Below are 14,509 nucleotides of genomic sequence, written 5' to 3' on the forward strand. Positions count from 1 at the left end.
CAGCAGTGTTTTTGTGACAAGCCATTCAAAACTGGCACGCCCCCTGCAATAACTCAATCACTACCCAGTTTCGGGGACCTTGGTACAGGCAGGCCGGGGATTCCCCTCTTTTATACCGGGCTCATCGAGCCCACTGTTTTGGGGGCCTTGATACAGGCAGGTCAAGGTTTCCCTTCTTTACACCAGGGCTGGACCTTCGCGGTAAGCCCTCCCGTTTTGGGGACCTTGGTACAGGCAGGCCGGGGATTCCCTCTTTTATTGCTCCTGGAGATGGACCTCCAGCCGCCAGCGGTCATCGACCTCGCTGGAGGTCCACGCCCCGCGCAACGGACGCGCCGCCACCAGCGTCAGCAACAACCCCTTGTCACTCAACCGCACCCGCCAGTTCACGTCCTTGCCGTTGAGCTTTAACTGGCCGTTCTGCGATCGCCCTTGCGCTTCGAACAACAGCGCCACCGAGCCGTCGATGACTTCCCCGTGCAGCTTGGGTTCGGTGTTGAACCAGGCCACCACCCCACCGTCAATCACCTCGACCTGCTGCAGCACGCTCGGTTCGGGCGTGGTCAGGCGTCCGATCATCAATCCGACCATCATGCCGAAGATCGCCAACGAGCCCATCACCCGAGGCATTAGCTTCGAACGTCGGTCGGTTTGCAGCGTAGAATGCCGCTCATCTTCATCTGCGGAGCCGTGCATGTTTCACGTCATCCTTTTTCAACCGGAAATTCCGCCGAATACCGGCAATGTCATCAGGTTGTGCGCCAACAGCGGCTGCCACCTGCATTTGATCGAACCGCTGGGCTTCGACATGGACGACAAGCGCCTGCGCCGTGCCGGTCTCGACTATCACGAGTATGCCACCTTGCAGCGTCACGCCGACCTTGCCAGCTGTCTGGAAAGCCTCGGGCATCCGCGCCTGTTCGCCTTTACCACCAAGGGTTCGCGGCCGTTCCATGACGCCAGCTTCGTCGCCGGTGATGCGTTCCTGTTCGGCCCGGAAAGCCGTGGCCTGCCGGCCGAGGTGCTGGACGCCCTGCCCGCCGACCAGCGCCTGCGCCTGCCGATGCGCGAAGGCTGCCGCAGCCTGAACCTGTCCAATACCGTGGCGGTGGCGGTTTATGAGGCGTGGCGGCAGAACGGCTTCGCCTGAGCCCTGCCTGTCAGCCAGAAACACCTGTGGGAGCGAGCCTGTGGGAGCCGAGCTTGCTCGCGATGAGGTCGACACGGTTCAACTGCAAAACCGCGTCATCGTTCATCGCGAGCAAGCTCGGCTCCCACAGGGCTCGCTCCCACAAGTTTTGTGCCTTGCGAACAGAAGCGACGCCGCTTACTGAACGGTCGCGCCGCCTTCTTGCTGCATGCGCTGCAGTTCTTGCGCATACAGGGCATCGAAGTTCACCGGGGCCAGCATCAGGGCCGGGAACGAACCGCGGGTCACCAGGCTGTCCAGGGTTTCGCGGGCGTAAGGGAACAGGATGTTCGGGCAGAACGCACCGAGGGTGTGGCTCATCGAAGCGGCATCCAGGTTCCTGATCAGGAAGATCCCGGCCTGTTGCACTTCGGCGATGAACGCCACTTCGTCACCGTTTTTCACGGTAACCGACAGGGTCAGCACCACTTCGTGGAAGTCATCTTCCAGGGCTTTCTGGCGAGTGTTCAGGTCCAGGCCTACGCTCGGCTCCCACTGCTGGCGAAAGATCGCCGGGCTTTTCGGGGCTTCGAAGGACAGGTCACGTACATAAATGCGCTGCAAGGAGAATTGCGGTGCGGCTTCGTCTTCGCTGGCAGCTGTGTTCTGTTGGTCAGTCATCGCAGATCCTTCTTACTTTCAGGTTCTTGTCAGTGGGAAATTCAGGCCTTGAGCAGTGCGTCGAGCTTACCGGCGCGCTCCAGGGCGAACAGATCATCGCAACCGCCCACGTGGGTGCTGCCGATCCAGATCTGCGGCACGGACGTGCGCCCGGCCTTCTGGGCCATTTGGGCGCGCAGTTGCGGCTTGCCGTCGACCTTGATCTCTTCGAAGGCCACGCCTTTGTTCTGGAGCAGGAACTTGGCTCGGGAACAATAGGGGCAGTAATCGCTGGAATAGACAACGACGTGGGACATTTCACTTCACCAGGGGCAGATTGTCGGCTTTCCAGCTCGCAACACCGCCGGACAGCTTGGCGGCGGTGAAACCGGATTTCATCAGCTCGCGGGCGTGGGTGCCGGCGTGCTGGCCTTGGGCATCTACCAGGATCAGTGTCTTGGCCTTGTGTTTTTCCAGCTCGCCGATGCGGGCGATCAGTTTGTCCTGGGGAATATTCACCGCCCCGACAATGTGGCCGGCGGCGTAATCCTTGCTCGGGCGGATGTCCACCACCACGCCGGCATCCTTGTTGACCAGCGCCGTCAGCTCGGCGGTACTGAGGCTGCGACCGCCACCCTGCATCGTATGGGCTACCAGCAACGCCAGCAGTACGACGAAGATACCGACGAGAATGTAGTGGTTAGTGGCAAATTCAATCAGGTGAGCAACCATCGAAGGAGGTTCCAGGGCGTTAAAATGTCGGCCAGTATACACAGCACACAAGGCCGGCCAAACCCCGCCCGGCGGTGACGCCGTCGGAACTTACCTTTAAACTGCCCGTCCCTTTTCCATCGTCTTCTTTTAACCCGCCACGAGTGGATTCCATGACTACCACGCCTAAACCTTTGGTCCTGATGATTCTCGACGGCTTCGGTCACAGTGAAAGCCACGAATCCAACGCCGTGTATTCGGCCAACAAGCCTGTGCTGGACCGTTTGTGGGCCACCGTGCCCAACGGCCTGATCTCCGGCAGCGGCATGGACGTCGGCCTGCCGGACGGGCAGATGGGCAACTCCGAAGTCGGCCACATGAACCTCGGCGCAGGCCGCGTGGTGTATCAGGACTTCACCCGCGTGACCAAATCGATCCGCGACGGTGAGTTCTTCGAAAACCCGACCATCTGCGCCGCCGTGGATAAAGCCGTGGCCGCCGGCAAGGCCGTGCACTTCATGGGCCTGCTGTCCGACGGTGGCGTGCACAGCCACCAGGACCACCTGATCGCCATGGCCGAACTGGCCTTCAAGCGCGGCGCCGAGCAGATCTACCTGCACGCGTTCCTCGATGGCCGCGACACGCCACCGAAAAGTGCCACGTCGTCGATCGAACTCCTGGACGCAGCATTCCAGGCACTCGGCAAGGGGCGCATCGCCAGCCTCATCGGCCGCTATTACGCCATGGACCGTGACAACCGCTGGGACCGCGTGTCCCAGGCCTACAACCTGATCGTCGACGGCAGCGCCGAATTCAATGCCGCCACCGCCCAGGAAGGCCTGCAAGCCGCCTACGAGCGTGGTGAAAGCGACGAATTCGTCAAGGCCACCACCATCGGCGAACCGGTCAAGGTCGAGGACGGCGATGCCGTGGTGTTCATGAACTTCCGCGCCGACCGCGCTCGCGAACTGACCCGCGTGTTTGTCGAAGACGACTTCAAGGAATTCGAACGCGCTCGCCAGCCGAAACTGGCCGGCTTCGTGATGCTGACCCAATACGCCGCCAGCATCCCCGCGCCATCGGCCTTCGCCGCCGGCAGCCTGGACAACGTGCTGGGCGACTACCTGGCGAAGAATGGCAAGACCCAACTGCGCATCGCCGAGACCGAAAAGTACGCCCACGTGACGTTCTTTTTCTCCGGCGGCCGTGAAGAACCCTTCCCGGGCGAAGAACGCATCCTGATCCCCTCGCCCAAAGTCGCCACCTACGACCTGCTACCGGAGATGAGCGCGCCGGAAGTGACCGACCGCATCGTCGAGGCCATTGAAAACCAGCGTTACGACGTGATCGTGGTCAACTACGCCAACGGTGACATGGTGGGCCACAGCGGCGTGTTCGAGGCGGCGGTCAAGGCCGTGGAATGCCTGGACACCTGCGTTGGCCGCATCGTCGAGGCCCTGGAAAAGGTCGGCGGCGAAGCACTGATCACGGCCGACCACGGCAACGTTGAGCAGATGTCCGACGAATCCACCGGCCAGGCCCACACCGCCCACACTACCGAGCCGGTGCCGTTCATCTATGTCGGCAAGCGCAACTTCAAGGTCCGTGACGGTGGCGTGCTGGCTGACGTGGCACCGACCATGCTGATGTTGCTGGGCATGGAGAAGCCGGCGGAGATGACCGGGACGTCGATCCTGGTCTGATTGATCCATCAATCACCGCAAACCCTGTGGGAGCAAAGCTTGCTCGCGATAGCAATCTGACAATCTACATTTTCGTTGGATGTGCTGACGTCATCGCGAGCAGGCTTTGCTCCCACAGGGGTTTGGCGGGAAATAAGTGCCCTGCACCGCTCCAGTTATCACACAGCCCCAAATGGGCGTTTTTTTTGCAGCGTGGGGCGGGCATACTAGGCCGTCCCTTTCCCTGGTGTCGCCCGCCTCTATGCTTCGCGTCCTGATAGCCCTCGCTCTGACCTGCTTGCTCCAACCGGCCTTTGCCGACGAGCGCGCGCAAACCCAACAACAGTTGGAAGCCACGCGCCAGGACATTGCCGAGCTGAAAAAACTGCTGGGCAAGTTGCAGGAAGAGAAATCCAGCGTGCAGAAAGACCTGCGCGGCACCGAGACCGAGATGGGCAATCTGGAGAAACAGGTCGACGCCCTGCAAAAAGAGCTGAAGAAAAGCGAATCCGAGCTGCAACGACTCGATGGAGAGAAAAAAAAACTCCAGAGCGCGCGCACTGAACAGCAAAAGCTGATCGCCATCCAGGCCCGGGCCGCCTACCAGAACGGTCGCCAGGAATACCTCAAGCTGCTGCTCAACCAGCAGAATCCCGAGAAATTCGCCCGCACCCTGACTTATTACGATTACCTGAGCCAGGCCCGCCTGGAACAGCTCAAGAACTTCAACGAAACCCTGCGCCAACTGGCCAATGTCGAAAAAGACATCGAACTGCAGCAAGCCCAGTTGCTGGTGCAGAAAAGCAGCCTCGACACCCAGCGCGAAGAACTCGAGAAGGTTCGCAAGGAACGCCAGGTGGCCCTGGCCAAGCTCAATGACGACGTGAAGGCTCGCGACAGCAAGCTCAAGGCCCGCGAGCAGGACCAGGCCGAACTGGCCAATGTATTGAAAACCATCGAAGAAACCCTGGCCCGCCAGGCCCGAGAGGCAGAAGAAGCGCGCCAGAAAGCGCTGATCGCCCAGCAGGAAGCCGAAAAAAAGCGTTTGCGTGAAGCCCAGGCCGACGCAGATGCCGGCGACGCGCCGCGCAAGCCGGTGAAATCAAGCCCCGGCGCGCTGGTTTCCAGTGATGGCGAAACCTTCGGCGGCGCTTTTGCGTCGGCGCGGGGCAAACTTCCATGGCCGGTCAATGGTCGACTGCTTGCGCGCTTCGGTGAAACCCGCGGCGACGACACCCGCACCAAGTGGGACGGCGTGATGATCAGCGCCTCCGCCGGCAGCCAGGTGCATGCCGTGCATGGCGGGCGCGTGGTCTTCGCCGACTGGCTGCGCGGCGCCGGCCTGCTGGTGATCCTGGATCACGGCAACGGTTATTTGAGCCTGTACGGCCACAACCAGACGCTGCTCAAGTCCGCGGGGGATGTGGTCAAGGCCGGTGAGTCCATCTCCACGGTCGGCAACAGTGGCGGGCAGGATACGCCAGCACTGTATTTCGCTATTCGTCAGCAGGGTCGCCCCAGTGACCCGGCCCAATGGTGTCGTGCGCAAGGATAAGCGCGCCCATCCTATTAAGGAGTTCGTTCGACATGCTGCATTTGTCCCGCCTTACCTCGCTGGCCCTGACGATCGCCCTGGTGATCGGTGCGCCCCTGGCTTTCGCCGCCGAACCGGCCCCGTCGGCACCCGCCGCCACAGCCGCGACCACCAAGGCCCCGCTGCCGCTGGACGAACTGCGCACCTTTGCCGAGGTCATGGACCGGATCAAGGCCGCCTATGTCGAACCGGTGGACGACAAAGTACTGCTGGAGAACGCCATCAAAGGCATGCTCAGCAACCTTGATCCGCATTCGGCCTACCTGGGGCCGGAGGATTTTGCCGAGCTGCAGGAAAGCACCAGCGGCGAATTCGGCGGCCTGGGCATCGAGGTCGGCAGCGAAGACGGTTTCGTCAAAGTGGTTTCGCCTATCGACGACACGCCTGCTTCCAAGGCCGGCATCCAGGCCGGTGACTTCATCGTCAAGATCAACGGCCAGCCGACGCGCGGCCAGAGCATGACCGAAGCCGTGGACAAGATGCGCGGCAAGATCGGCCAGAAGATCACCCTGACCCTGGTGCGCGACGGTGGCACGCCGTTCGACGTGACCCTCACGCGGGCGGTCATCCAGGTCAAGAGTGTGAAGAGCCAGCTGCTGGAGTCGGGCTACGGTTACATCCGCATCACCCAATTCCAGGTCAAGACCGGCGAAGAAGTCGCCAAGGCCCTGGCCAAGATGCGCAAGGACAACGGCAAGAAGCTCAACGGCCTGGTCCTGGACCTGCGCAACAACCCCGGCGGCGTGCTGCAATCGGCGGTGGAAGTGGTGGATCACTTCATCACCAAGGGCCTGATCGTCTACACCAAGGGCCGCATCGCCAATTCCGAGCTGCGCTTCTCGGCCACCGGCAACGACCTGAGCGAAGCCGTGCCATTGGTGGTGCTGATCAACGGTGGCAGCGCCTCGGCATCGGAAATCGTCGCCGGCGCCCTGCAGGACCAGAAGCGTGGCGTGGTCATGGGCACCACCAGTTTCGGCAAAGGCTCGGTGCAAACCGTATTGCCACTGAACAACGACCGCGCCCTGAAGATCACCACCGCGCTGTACTTCACGCCCAACGGTCGCTCCATCCAGGCCCAGGGCATCGTCCCGGACATCGAGGTGCGCAAGGCCAAGATCACCAACGAACAGGACGGCGAATACTTCAAGGAAGCCGACCTGCAAGGTCACCTGGGCAATGGCAACGGTGGCGCCGACAAACCGACCGGTTCCGGTGGCAAGGCCAAGCCAATGCCACAGGATGACGACTACCAGTTGGCCCAGGCCCTGAGCCTGCTCAAAGGGTTGAACATCACTTCCGGCCGCTGAGATGGGCCGGCGCTTCCTCCTCGGCCTGTTGTGCTGCCTGGCGGGCACTGCCTTTGCTGCGCCCGCCGCTTCACCCGCTCCACCGCACAAGGCCTACCTGAGCCTGATCATCGACGACCTGGGGCAAAACCTGCCCCGGGATCGCCGGGTACTGGCCCTCCCCGGCCCGGTCACCACCGCGATCATGCCTGACACGCCCCACGCCGCCGAATTCGCCCGCGAAGCCCATCGTGCCGGCAAACTGGTCATGCTGCACATGCCCATGGACCCGGCCACCGGGCCGTTCGCCTGGCATCCGGAGCTGCCCATCGAAGAACTGGGCAAGCGCCTCGACGCCGCGTTCGCTGCCGTGCCTTATACCAGCGGGATCAACAACCACATGGGCAGCCGCATGACCGCCCAACCCCAGGCCATGGCCTGGCTGATGGCGAACTTGCAGCAGCGACACAAATTTTTCGTCGACAGCCGCACCAGCGCCCAGACCGTCGCCGCCGCCGAGGCGCAGAAGATCGGCCTCGCCAGCGTGTCGCGGGACGTGTTCCTGGACGACGAGCGCACCGAAGCGGCCATCGCCCGCCAGCTCCAGACCGCTATCGACCTGGCCCGCCGGCAAGGCTCGGCCGTAATGATCGGCCACCCCTACCCACAGACCCTGACCGTGCTCGAACGCGAGCTACCCAAGCTCAAGGCACAGGGCGTCGAATGGATCGACATCAAGTCGATGATCAGCCTGCGCAGCAATCGGGCGATGGTCGGGCATGGGAAGGATGGGGTTTATCGGTAGCGCCGACCCGGCTGGCGCAACCTTCAGAGATACCGCGCCATGATCGCGTCCACTTCACCTTCCTTGCGCAATTCATCCAGGGCCTTTTGAAGCCGGGCAACCACGTCGTCAGGCACGTCCTTGTTCAAGGCCAGGTACAACTCGGCACTGTTGAAGCGCAGCACGGTCTTGAGATCGGTCACCCCCTCCTGACGCGCCAGGTAACGCCCGGCAGGATCGCCGGTGGCCCACAGATCGATCTGGCCGTTGACCAGTTTTTTGGCGTTGTCCTGATCGCGCAACACGACAATCGGGTTCAGCCCTTGCTTGGTCAATGTCTCGGCAATCGCGTCGCCCTTGTAGGCCCCGACCTTGTATTGGCGCGCCTGCTCCAGCGAACCTAGGGCGATCTTGCTGTCGGCCTTGGCGAGCATGATCCAATCATCCGGACCGATGGGGCCAACCCATTTGAAAAGCTTTTCACGCTCCGGCAACCGCGCCATGACAAAAACACCGTAGCCAGGGTTTTCCAAGGCGAGTTTGTAGATCCGCTCCCAGGGGAAACGCAGTGTCAGGCTGTAGGAAATATCGGCACGCTTGAAGACTTCGCGGACGATGTCCACGGCAATGCCATGGATGTTCTCGTCCTGAGCGAAGTTCTTGCCGTTCTTGGCCATGTTGTACGGTGGGAAATTTTCCGTCAGCAACACCAGCGATGTATCAGCGGCGCGGACGGTGCCTGCGAGCAGCAGCGTGACACCGGCAAAGGCAAGAACGAGGCGTTTGAGCATGTCTGGCTACCGCAATCCATGGTGTGCCCAAGAGTGCCTTGGGCCCGCCATGGTGTCCAGCGATCAGCGAATGCAGATACCGCGATGCGCCATGTAGGCCTTGGCTTCCGGCACGGTGTATTCGCCAAAGTGGAAAATGCTCGCCGCCAGCACCGCGCTGGCATGGCCTTCCAGGATGCCGTCGGCCAGGTGTTGCAGGTTGCCGACGCCGCCGGAAGCGATCACCGGGATGCCCAGGGCATCGCTGATGGCGCGGGTGACACCGAGGTCGAAGCCGTTTTTCATGCCGTCCTGGTCCATGCTGGTCAGCAGGATTTCACCGGCACCCAGGCCTTCCATCTTCTTCGCCCACTCCACGGCATCGAGGCCCGTGGGTTTGCGGCCGCCGTGGGTGAAGATTTCCCAGCGCGGGGTTTCGCCCGGGCCGGAGACCTTCTTCGCGTCGATGGCCACGACGATGCACTGCGAACCGAAGTGCTGGGCCGCTTCACCGACGAATTCCGGGTTGAACACCGCCGCAGTGTTGATCGACACCTTGTCGGCACCGGCATTGAGCAGGTTGCGGATGTCCTGCACGGTGCGCACGCCACCGCCCACGGTCAGCGGGATGAATACCTGGCTGGCCATGCGCTCGACGGTATGGAGCGTGGTATCACGGCCATCGACGCTGGCCGTGATGTCGAGGAAGGTGATCTCGTCCGCACCCTGTTCGTCGTAGCGACGGGCAATTTCCACCGGGTCGCCGGCATCACGGATGTTCTCGAACTTGACGCCCTTGACCACCCGGCCGTTGTCCACGTCCAGGCAAGGGATGATGCGTTTGGCCAGCGCCATGGTGAGTCCTCAGCCTTTATAGGTATCGCAGAAGGCCTGGGCCTCGGCGACGTCCAGGGTGCCTTCGTAGATCGCGCGACCGGTGATCGCACCGATGATGCCCGGCGCCTTGGCGTCGAGCAGTGCCTTGATGTCACCCAGGTTATGGATGCCACCGGAAGCGATGACCGGGATCTTCGTCGCGGCGGCCAGGGCGGCGGTGAATGGAACGTTGCAGCCCTGCATCATGCCGTCTTTGGCGATGTCGGTGTAGACGATGGCAGACACACCGTCGGCTTCGAAACGCTTGGCCAGGTCGATCACCTGTACGGTGCTGACTTCAGCCCAACCGTCAGTGGCGACGAAACCGTCTTTTGCGTCCAGGCCAACGATGACCTTGCCCGGGAAAGCGCGGCAGGCTTCGGCAACGAACTCGGGCTCCTTCACGGCTTTGGTGCCGATGATCACGTAGCTCACGCCAGCCTTGACGTAGTGCTCGATGGTTTCCAGCGAACGAATGCCGCCGCCGATCTGGATCGGCAGGTTCGGGTAGCGCTTGGCAATGGCCGTGACCACTTCGCCATTGACCGGTTGTCCTTCGAAGGCGCCGTTCAGGTCGACCAGATGCAGGCGACGGCAGCCGCCCTCCACCCACTTGGCGGCCATGCTCACCGGGTCATCGGAAAACACCGTGGAGTCTTCCATGCGGCCCTGACGCAGACGTACGCAAGCGCCGTCCTTGAGATCGATAGCGGGGATAATCAGCATCTGGCAAACCTTCAAATACGAATATTCAGCTTGGCTCGAAAATCAGTTTTTCTCGAGCGCCCACAAGTCGCTTTCAATGCTTTCGAACCTTTCTTTAAGGTGCGTCTGCACATCGAAAATCGCCCTGTTGTAATAATGCGGAGCAATTTCGCGGGTAAACAGGTCAAGAATTTCCGCCGCTTCGAACGAGCCCAGGTCCAGCTCGAAACGGTCCTCCATGAACCGCTGGATCTTGCGGTTCGCTTCACTCTCCTGCTCGGACGTGAGGGTGAGGATCGGCGGTTTCTTGCGGGCCATTACCAGCGCCCGTCCCACGCTGCGAAGTTCTGCAACAGTTGCAGGCCATGGGTATGGCTCTTCTCGGGGTGGAACTGCACGGCGAAGCGCGAGCCATCGGCCAGGGCCGCGGCGAAATCGACGCCATAGTGACCGCTGCCCACTACCTGCCGCGCATTACCGGCGGCGATGTAGTAGCTGTGCACGAAGTAGAAGCGCGCCAGGTCCGGGATGTTGTGCCACAGCGGGTGATCCACCGTCTGCTTCACTTCGTTCCAGCCCATGTGCGGGACTTTCAGGTGCTCGCCGTCTTCATGCAGGCCCTTGCCGAAAAACTTCACCTGGCCTGGAAACATGGCAATGCAATCGACGCCGTCGTTCTCTTCGCTGTGCTCGAGCAAGGCTTGCATGCCCACGCAGATGCCCAGGAACGGACGGTCCTGGCTGACTTCGTGCACCAGCTTGTCGAAGCCCAGGCGACGAATCTCGGCCATGCAATCACGAATCGCACCGACGCCGGGAAACACCACCCGGTCGGCTTCGCGAATCACGTCGGCATCGCTGGTGATCAGCACCTTGCCGGCACCCACGTGCTCGAGGGCCTTGGCCACCGAGTGCAGGTTGCCCATGCCGTAGTCGATAACCGCGACCGTCTGCATTACAGGACGCCCTTGGTGGAAGGCATCTGGCCGGCCATGCGGTCATCGAGCTCGACGGCCATGCGCAGCGCGCGGCCGAAAGCCTTGAACACGGTTTCGATCTGGTGGTGGGTGTTGTGCCCGCGCAGGTTGTCGATGTGCAGGGTCACGTTGGCGTGGTTGACGAAGCCCTGGAAAAATTCCTGGAACAGGTCAACGTCGAAGCCGCCGACGGTGGCACGGGTGTACGGCACATGCATCTGCAGGCCCGGACGGCCGGAGAAGTCGATGACCACGCGCGACAGCGCTTCATCAAGCGGCACGTAGGCATGGCCGTAGCGACGGATGCCCTTCTTGTCGCCGATGGCTTTGGTAAAGGCCTGGCCCAAGGTGATACCGACATCTTCCACCGTGTGGTGGTCGTCGATATGCAGGTCGCCCTTGCTGACGATGTCCAGGTCGATCAGCCCGTGACGGGCGATCTGGTCCAGCATGTGCTCAAGAAAAGGCACGCCGATATCAAACCGGGCCTTTCCGGTGCCATCCAGGTTGATCGAGGCTTTGATCTGGGTTTCCAGAGTGTCGCGCTCGACAGACGCCTTACGTTCGGCCATCACCAGCTCCGCAAAATCATTGGGCGAAAAAGGCAGCCATTATAGGGGCGCGAGCGGCAAACAGAAACACGGGAGGTGATATCCCTGACGGGTTGTCGGCGATAGACATGTCCATACAAGCTTTCACCACACATAAAACAAATGTGGGAGCGAGCTTGCTCGCGATAGCGGTGGGTCAGCCGACCATGATGTCGACTGACACACCCTCATCGCGAGCAAGCTCGCTCCCACAAGGTTTGCCCTCACCTGATGGTCAGGGCAACGGTCTTAGTGGAACAACACCGCCGTCTTCTGCAGGGTCACCCACACACCCCACGCCAATGGAATGCCCACCACCAGCCAGGCGGCGATCGCCAGGGGCTTGGTGCCCGGCGCAGCTTTCCACTCCAGCGAAGTGGTGCTGTCGGCGCCTTTGTCATGGCCCAGCGCCTGTTCGGCGGCCAGTTCGGCGTCGGTCATGAAGTACTTGTCGGCGACCGGACGGACCAGCAGGTTGCACAGGAAGCCCAGCACCAGCAGGCCGGCGAGGATGTACAAGGTGATGTCATAGGCCGCGGCACGTTCAACGCCGATGCTCAGTTGATATTCACGCAGGTAGTTCACCAGTACCGGACCCAGCACGCCCGCCGCTGCCCAGGCAGTCAGCAGACGACCGTGGATCGCGCCGACCATTTGCGTACCGAACAGGTCCGCCAGGTAGGCCGGCACAGTGGCGAAACCGCCGCCGTACATCGACAGGATGATGCAGAACGCCGCCACGAACAGCGCGACGCTGCCCAGGTGACCCAGGTTCGGGATCAGCGCGTACAGGGCAAAGCCCAGGGCGAAGAACACGAAATAGGTGTTTTTACGACCCAGGTAATCCGAGAAGGATGCCCAGAAGAACCGGCCGCCGATGTTGAACAGGCTCAGCAGACCGGTGAAACCAGCGGCGATGGCCGCGATCTGGCCCAGTTGCACGGCGTCCAACTGACCGAAAGGCAGGTCATTGCCGAGCAACTTGCCGCCGAACACTTCCTGCAACAGTGGCGAAGCCATGCCGAGAATGCCGATACCGGCGGATACGTTCAGGCACAGCACCAGCCATACCAGACGGAACTGCGGGGTTTTCCAGGCAACGTTCACGTGAACGTGGCGATGGGTGATCATCGCGTTCGCGGCTTTCTTCGGTGCCGGGGTCCAGCCTTCAGGCTTCCAGCCGGTTGGCGGAACGCGGTACGACAAGGCGCCACCGATCATGAACACGAAGTAGATCGCGGCCATGACCAGGAAGCTCTGCCATACGCCCACGCCGGTTGGCGAAGCGAAATGGCTCATCAGCGCCGCAGCCAGCGGAGCACCAACCATCGCACCGCCGCCGAAGCCCATGATCGCCATGCCGGTGGCCATGCCACGCTTGTCCGGGAACCACTTGATCAGGGTCGACACCGGGGAGATGTAGCCCAGGCCCAGGCCGATACCACCGATCACCCCGGAACCGACCCACATCAGCCAGATCTGGTGGGTATAGATACCCAGCGCGGAAATCAGCAGGCCACCGCACCAGCACAATGCCGATACAACGCCGGCCTTGCGTGGCCCGGCGTGTTCCAGCCAGCCGCCCCAGATGGCTGCCGAGCAACCCAGGAAGATGAAGAACAGGGTGTAGATCCAACCGAGCATCGAGATCGGCCAGTCACATTGGGACGAAAAGACTTGCGAGATGAAGCTCATATCCGGTGCACAGGCCACAGGCTTGGTGACACCCAAGGCTTTGGACAGTGGCAGCCAGAACACCGAGAAGCCGTAGGCCATGCCGATGCAGAGATGAATGGCCAGTGCGGCCGGTGGAACCAGCCACCGGTTGAAACCGGGCTTGGCGATGATGCGCTCCTTGGAGAGGAACGCAGGCTGGTCGGCGACGCCGCCGGCCGTGATGCTCGTGCTCATTTGTGTATCCCCCAGTTATTAGAATGGTTCGCCAGTCACGCATCACCGTCAGCCTTCATTGCACGCAGGCATGACTGTATTTTCTGGTAAGGCTCCATATTAGTGCGACATTACGCCGCAGAAAGACGGGCGAACAGGCAAAGGTTACCATTTGATCGTTACAGAAGAGTCAAAGTGATATCACCTTTTTCGTTTCATCTGTCTTATCGCGCCATTACTGACTTTCTGTAGGCCGTGAACCGTTTATTTTTCAGGAATCCGTATGCCCATCGTCGTCGAGCACCTGAACGAAGCCACCTGCCAAGACCAGCAGGACCTGCAGAAAATCTACCGGGATGCCCCGGCCTGGCTGTTCGAACCGTTTAGCGATGCCAAGCAATTGATCGCGCAATGCCTCGAGGAAGGCTCGCTGATCGCGGCACGCTTCAATGACCGACTGCTTGGTGCAGCACGCCTGCAACGGCACCAGAACGCCTGGCGCTTGTCCCACCTGTGCGTACGAAACGTTACCCGTCGCCGTGGCGTGGCTGAACGGCTGGTGAGCGAAGCCCGGCGAATGGCCGCGCTAAACGGTGCCGAGCTGCACTTGTTGGCCCCAGCCGGGCATCTGCAAGCCCAGGCGCTGGCGGCCAAGCTGGGACTGATGCTGGTCCAGGATTAGAAACCACTGTGGGGCGAGCTTGCTCGCGATGGCGGTCGCACACGCAACACCTTCATTGATTGTCACACCGTTATCGCGAGCAAGCTCGCTCCCACAGTGGATTTGCGGTCCTAACGCACCACCACCAACCCACAGCGTTATACTCCCGGCTAAATTTTGAACTCAACCTA

Annotated in this window: 17 protein-coding genes; 6 read left to right on the plus strand and 11 right to left on the minus strand. The window is 61.4% G+C overall.

The features are described from left to right. Positions 1 to 255: 255 nt before the first annotated feature. A complete protein-coding gene (locus F7R20_RS22570) occupies positions 256 to 696 on the minus strand; it encodes a hypothetical protein (protein ID WP_003196850.1) in 441 nt (146 codons plus the stop codon). On the opposite strand from F7R20_RS22570, the gene trmL reads away from it, so the two are divergent. Then, a complete protein-coding gene (gene trmL, locus F7R20_RS22575) occupies positions 695 to 1,150 on the plus strand; it encodes a tRNA (uridine(34)/cytosine(34)/5-carboxymethylaminomethyluridine(34)-2'-O)-methyltransferase TrmL (RefSeq protein WP_003196848.1) in 456 nt (151 codons plus the stop codon). The genes F7R20_RS22570 and trmL overlap by 2 nt on opposite strands. A gap of 177 nt (positions 1,151 to 1,327) precedes the next feature. On the opposite strand, the gene secB is transcribed toward trmL, so the two are convergent. Genes secB through F7R20_RS22590 form a run of 3 tightly spaced genes read right to left on the minus strand, consistent with a single transcriptional unit; the run spans position 1,328 to position 2,521 of the window. Further along, entirely contained in the window at positions 1,328 to 1,810 is a 483-nt protein-coding gene (secB, locus tag F7R20_RS22580) for a protein-export chaperone SecB (RefSeq protein ID WP_003196846.1), read from the minus strand. A 41-nt stretch (positions 1,811 to 1,851) separates the two neighbouring features. Then, on the minus strand, positions 1,852 to 2,106 hold the full coding sequence (grxC, locus tag F7R20_RS22585; RefSeq protein ID WP_003196844.1) for a glutaredoxin 3: 255 nt from the start codon (positions 2,104 to 2,106) through the stop codon (positions 1,852 to 1,854). A 1-nt stretch (position 2,107) separates the two neighbouring features. Further along, on the minus strand, positions 2,108 to 2,521 hold the full coding sequence (locus F7R20_RS22590; protein WP_003196840.1) for a rhodanese-like domain-containing protein: 414 nt from the start codon (positions 2,519 to 2,521) through the stop codon (positions 2,108 to 2,110). 152 nt (positions 2,522 to 2,673) lie between these two features. On the opposite strand from F7R20_RS22590, the gene gpmI reads away from it, so the two are divergent. From gpmI to F7R20_RS22610, 4 genes are all read left to right on the plus strand, one after another. Next, positions 2,674 to 4,203, plus strand: coding sequence for a 2,3-bisphosphoglycerate-independent phosphoglycerate mutase (gene gpmI, locus F7R20_RS22595; RefSeq protein WP_003196839.1), 1,530 nt, complete (start codon positions 2,674 to 2,676; stop codon positions 4,201 to 4,203). A 241-nt stretch (positions 4,204 to 4,444) separates the two neighbouring features. Continuing rightward, positions 4,445 to 5,737, plus strand: coding sequence for a murein hydrolase activator EnvC family protein (locus tag F7R20_RS22600; RefSeq protein WP_003196837.1), 1,293 nt, complete (start codon positions 4,445 to 4,447; stop codon positions 5,735 to 5,737). Between the two features lie 32 nt (positions 5,738 to 5,769). Continuing rightward, positions 5,770 to 7,086: a S41 family peptidase gene (locus F7R20_RS22605; RefSeq protein ID WP_003196836.1), complete on the plus strand. Its 1,317-nt coding sequence runs from the start codon at positions 5,770 to 5,772 to the stop codon at positions 7,084 to 7,086. A 1-nt stretch (position 7,087) separates the two neighbouring features. Then, the gene (locus F7R20_RS22610; protein ID WP_003196834.1) at positions 7,088 to 7,870 is read left to right on the plus strand and encodes a divergent polysaccharide deacetylase family protein; all 783 of its coding nucleotides are present in this window, start codon (positions 7,088 to 7,090) and stop codon (positions 7,868 to 7,870) included. Positions 7,871 to 7,893: 23 nt separating this feature from the next. On the opposite strand, the gene F7R20_RS22615 is transcribed toward F7R20_RS22610, so the two are convergent. From F7R20_RS22615 to F7R20_RS22645, 7 genes are all read right to left on the minus strand, one after another. Continuing rightward, on the minus strand, positions 7,894 to 8,640 hold the full coding sequence (locus F7R20_RS22615) for a substrate-binding periplasmic protein (RefSeq protein ID WP_003196832.1): 747 nt from the start codon (positions 8,638 to 8,640) through the stop codon (positions 7,894 to 7,896). Between the two features lie 63 nt (positions 8,641 to 8,703). Beyond that, positions 8,704 to 9,474, minus strand: a complete 771-nt coding sequence (gene hisF / locus F7R20_RS22620; protein WP_003196830.1) for an imidazole glycerol phosphate synthase subunit HisF — start codon at positions 9,472 to 9,474, stop codon at positions 8,704 to 8,706. A 9-nt stretch (positions 9,475 to 9,483) separates the two neighbouring features. After that, entirely contained in the window at positions 9,484 to 10,221 is a 738-nt protein-coding gene (gene hisA, locus F7R20_RS22625; RefSeq protein ID WP_003196828.1) for a 1-(5-phosphoribosyl)-5-[(5-phosphoribosylamino)methylideneamino]imidazole-4-carboxamide isomerase, read from the minus strand. A 42-nt stretch (positions 10,222 to 10,263) separates the two neighbouring features. Further along, positions 10,264 to 10,518 carry a DUF2164 domain-containing protein gene (locus F7R20_RS22630; protein WP_003196826.1) on the minus strand — a complete coding sequence of 85 codons (255 nt, stop codon included), beginning with the start codon at positions 10,516 to 10,518 and terminating at the stop codon, positions 10,264 to 10,266. Continuing rightward, positions 10,518 to 11,156 (minus strand): imidazole glycerol phosphate synthase subunit HisH, encoded by a 639-nt coding sequence (gene hisH / locus F7R20_RS22635; RefSeq protein WP_003196824.1) that lies wholly within the window; start codon positions 11,154 to 11,156, stop codon positions 10,518 to 10,520. Before hisH ends, F7R20_RS22630 begins: the two co-directional genes overlap by 1 nt. Continuing rightward, on the minus strand, positions 11,156 to 11,749 hold the full coding sequence (gene hisB / locus F7R20_RS22640; protein ID WP_003186751.1) for an imidazoleglycerol-phosphate dehydratase HisB: 594 nt from the start codon (positions 11,747 to 11,749) through the stop codon (positions 11,156 to 11,158). Before hisB ends, hisH begins: the two co-directional genes overlap by 1 nt. A 267-nt stretch (positions 11,750 to 12,016) precedes the next feature. Continuing rightward, a complete protein-coding gene (locus F7R20_RS22645) occupies positions 12,017 to 13,678 on the minus strand; it encodes an OFA family MFS transporter (protein WP_003196821.1) in 1,662 nt (553 codons plus the stop codon). 262 nt (positions 13,679 to 13,940) lie between these two features. On the opposite strand from F7R20_RS22645, the gene panM reads away from it, so the two are divergent. Beyond that, the gene (gene panM, locus F7R20_RS22650; RefSeq protein WP_003196819.1) at positions 13,941 to 14,339 is read left to right on the plus strand and encodes an aspartate 1-decarboxylase autocleavage activator PanM; all 399 of its coding nucleotides are present in this window, start codon (positions 13,941 to 13,943) and stop codon (positions 14,337 to 14,339) included. Positions 14,340 to 14,509 lie beyond the last annotated feature (170 nt).

It is taken from the genome of Pseudomonas brassicacearum subsp. brassicacearum (assembly GCF_008801605.1).
Taxonomy (GTDB): domain Bacteria; phylum Pseudomonadota; class Gammaproteobacteria; order Pseudomonadales; family Pseudomonadaceae; genus Aquipseudomonas; species Aquipseudomonas brassicacearum.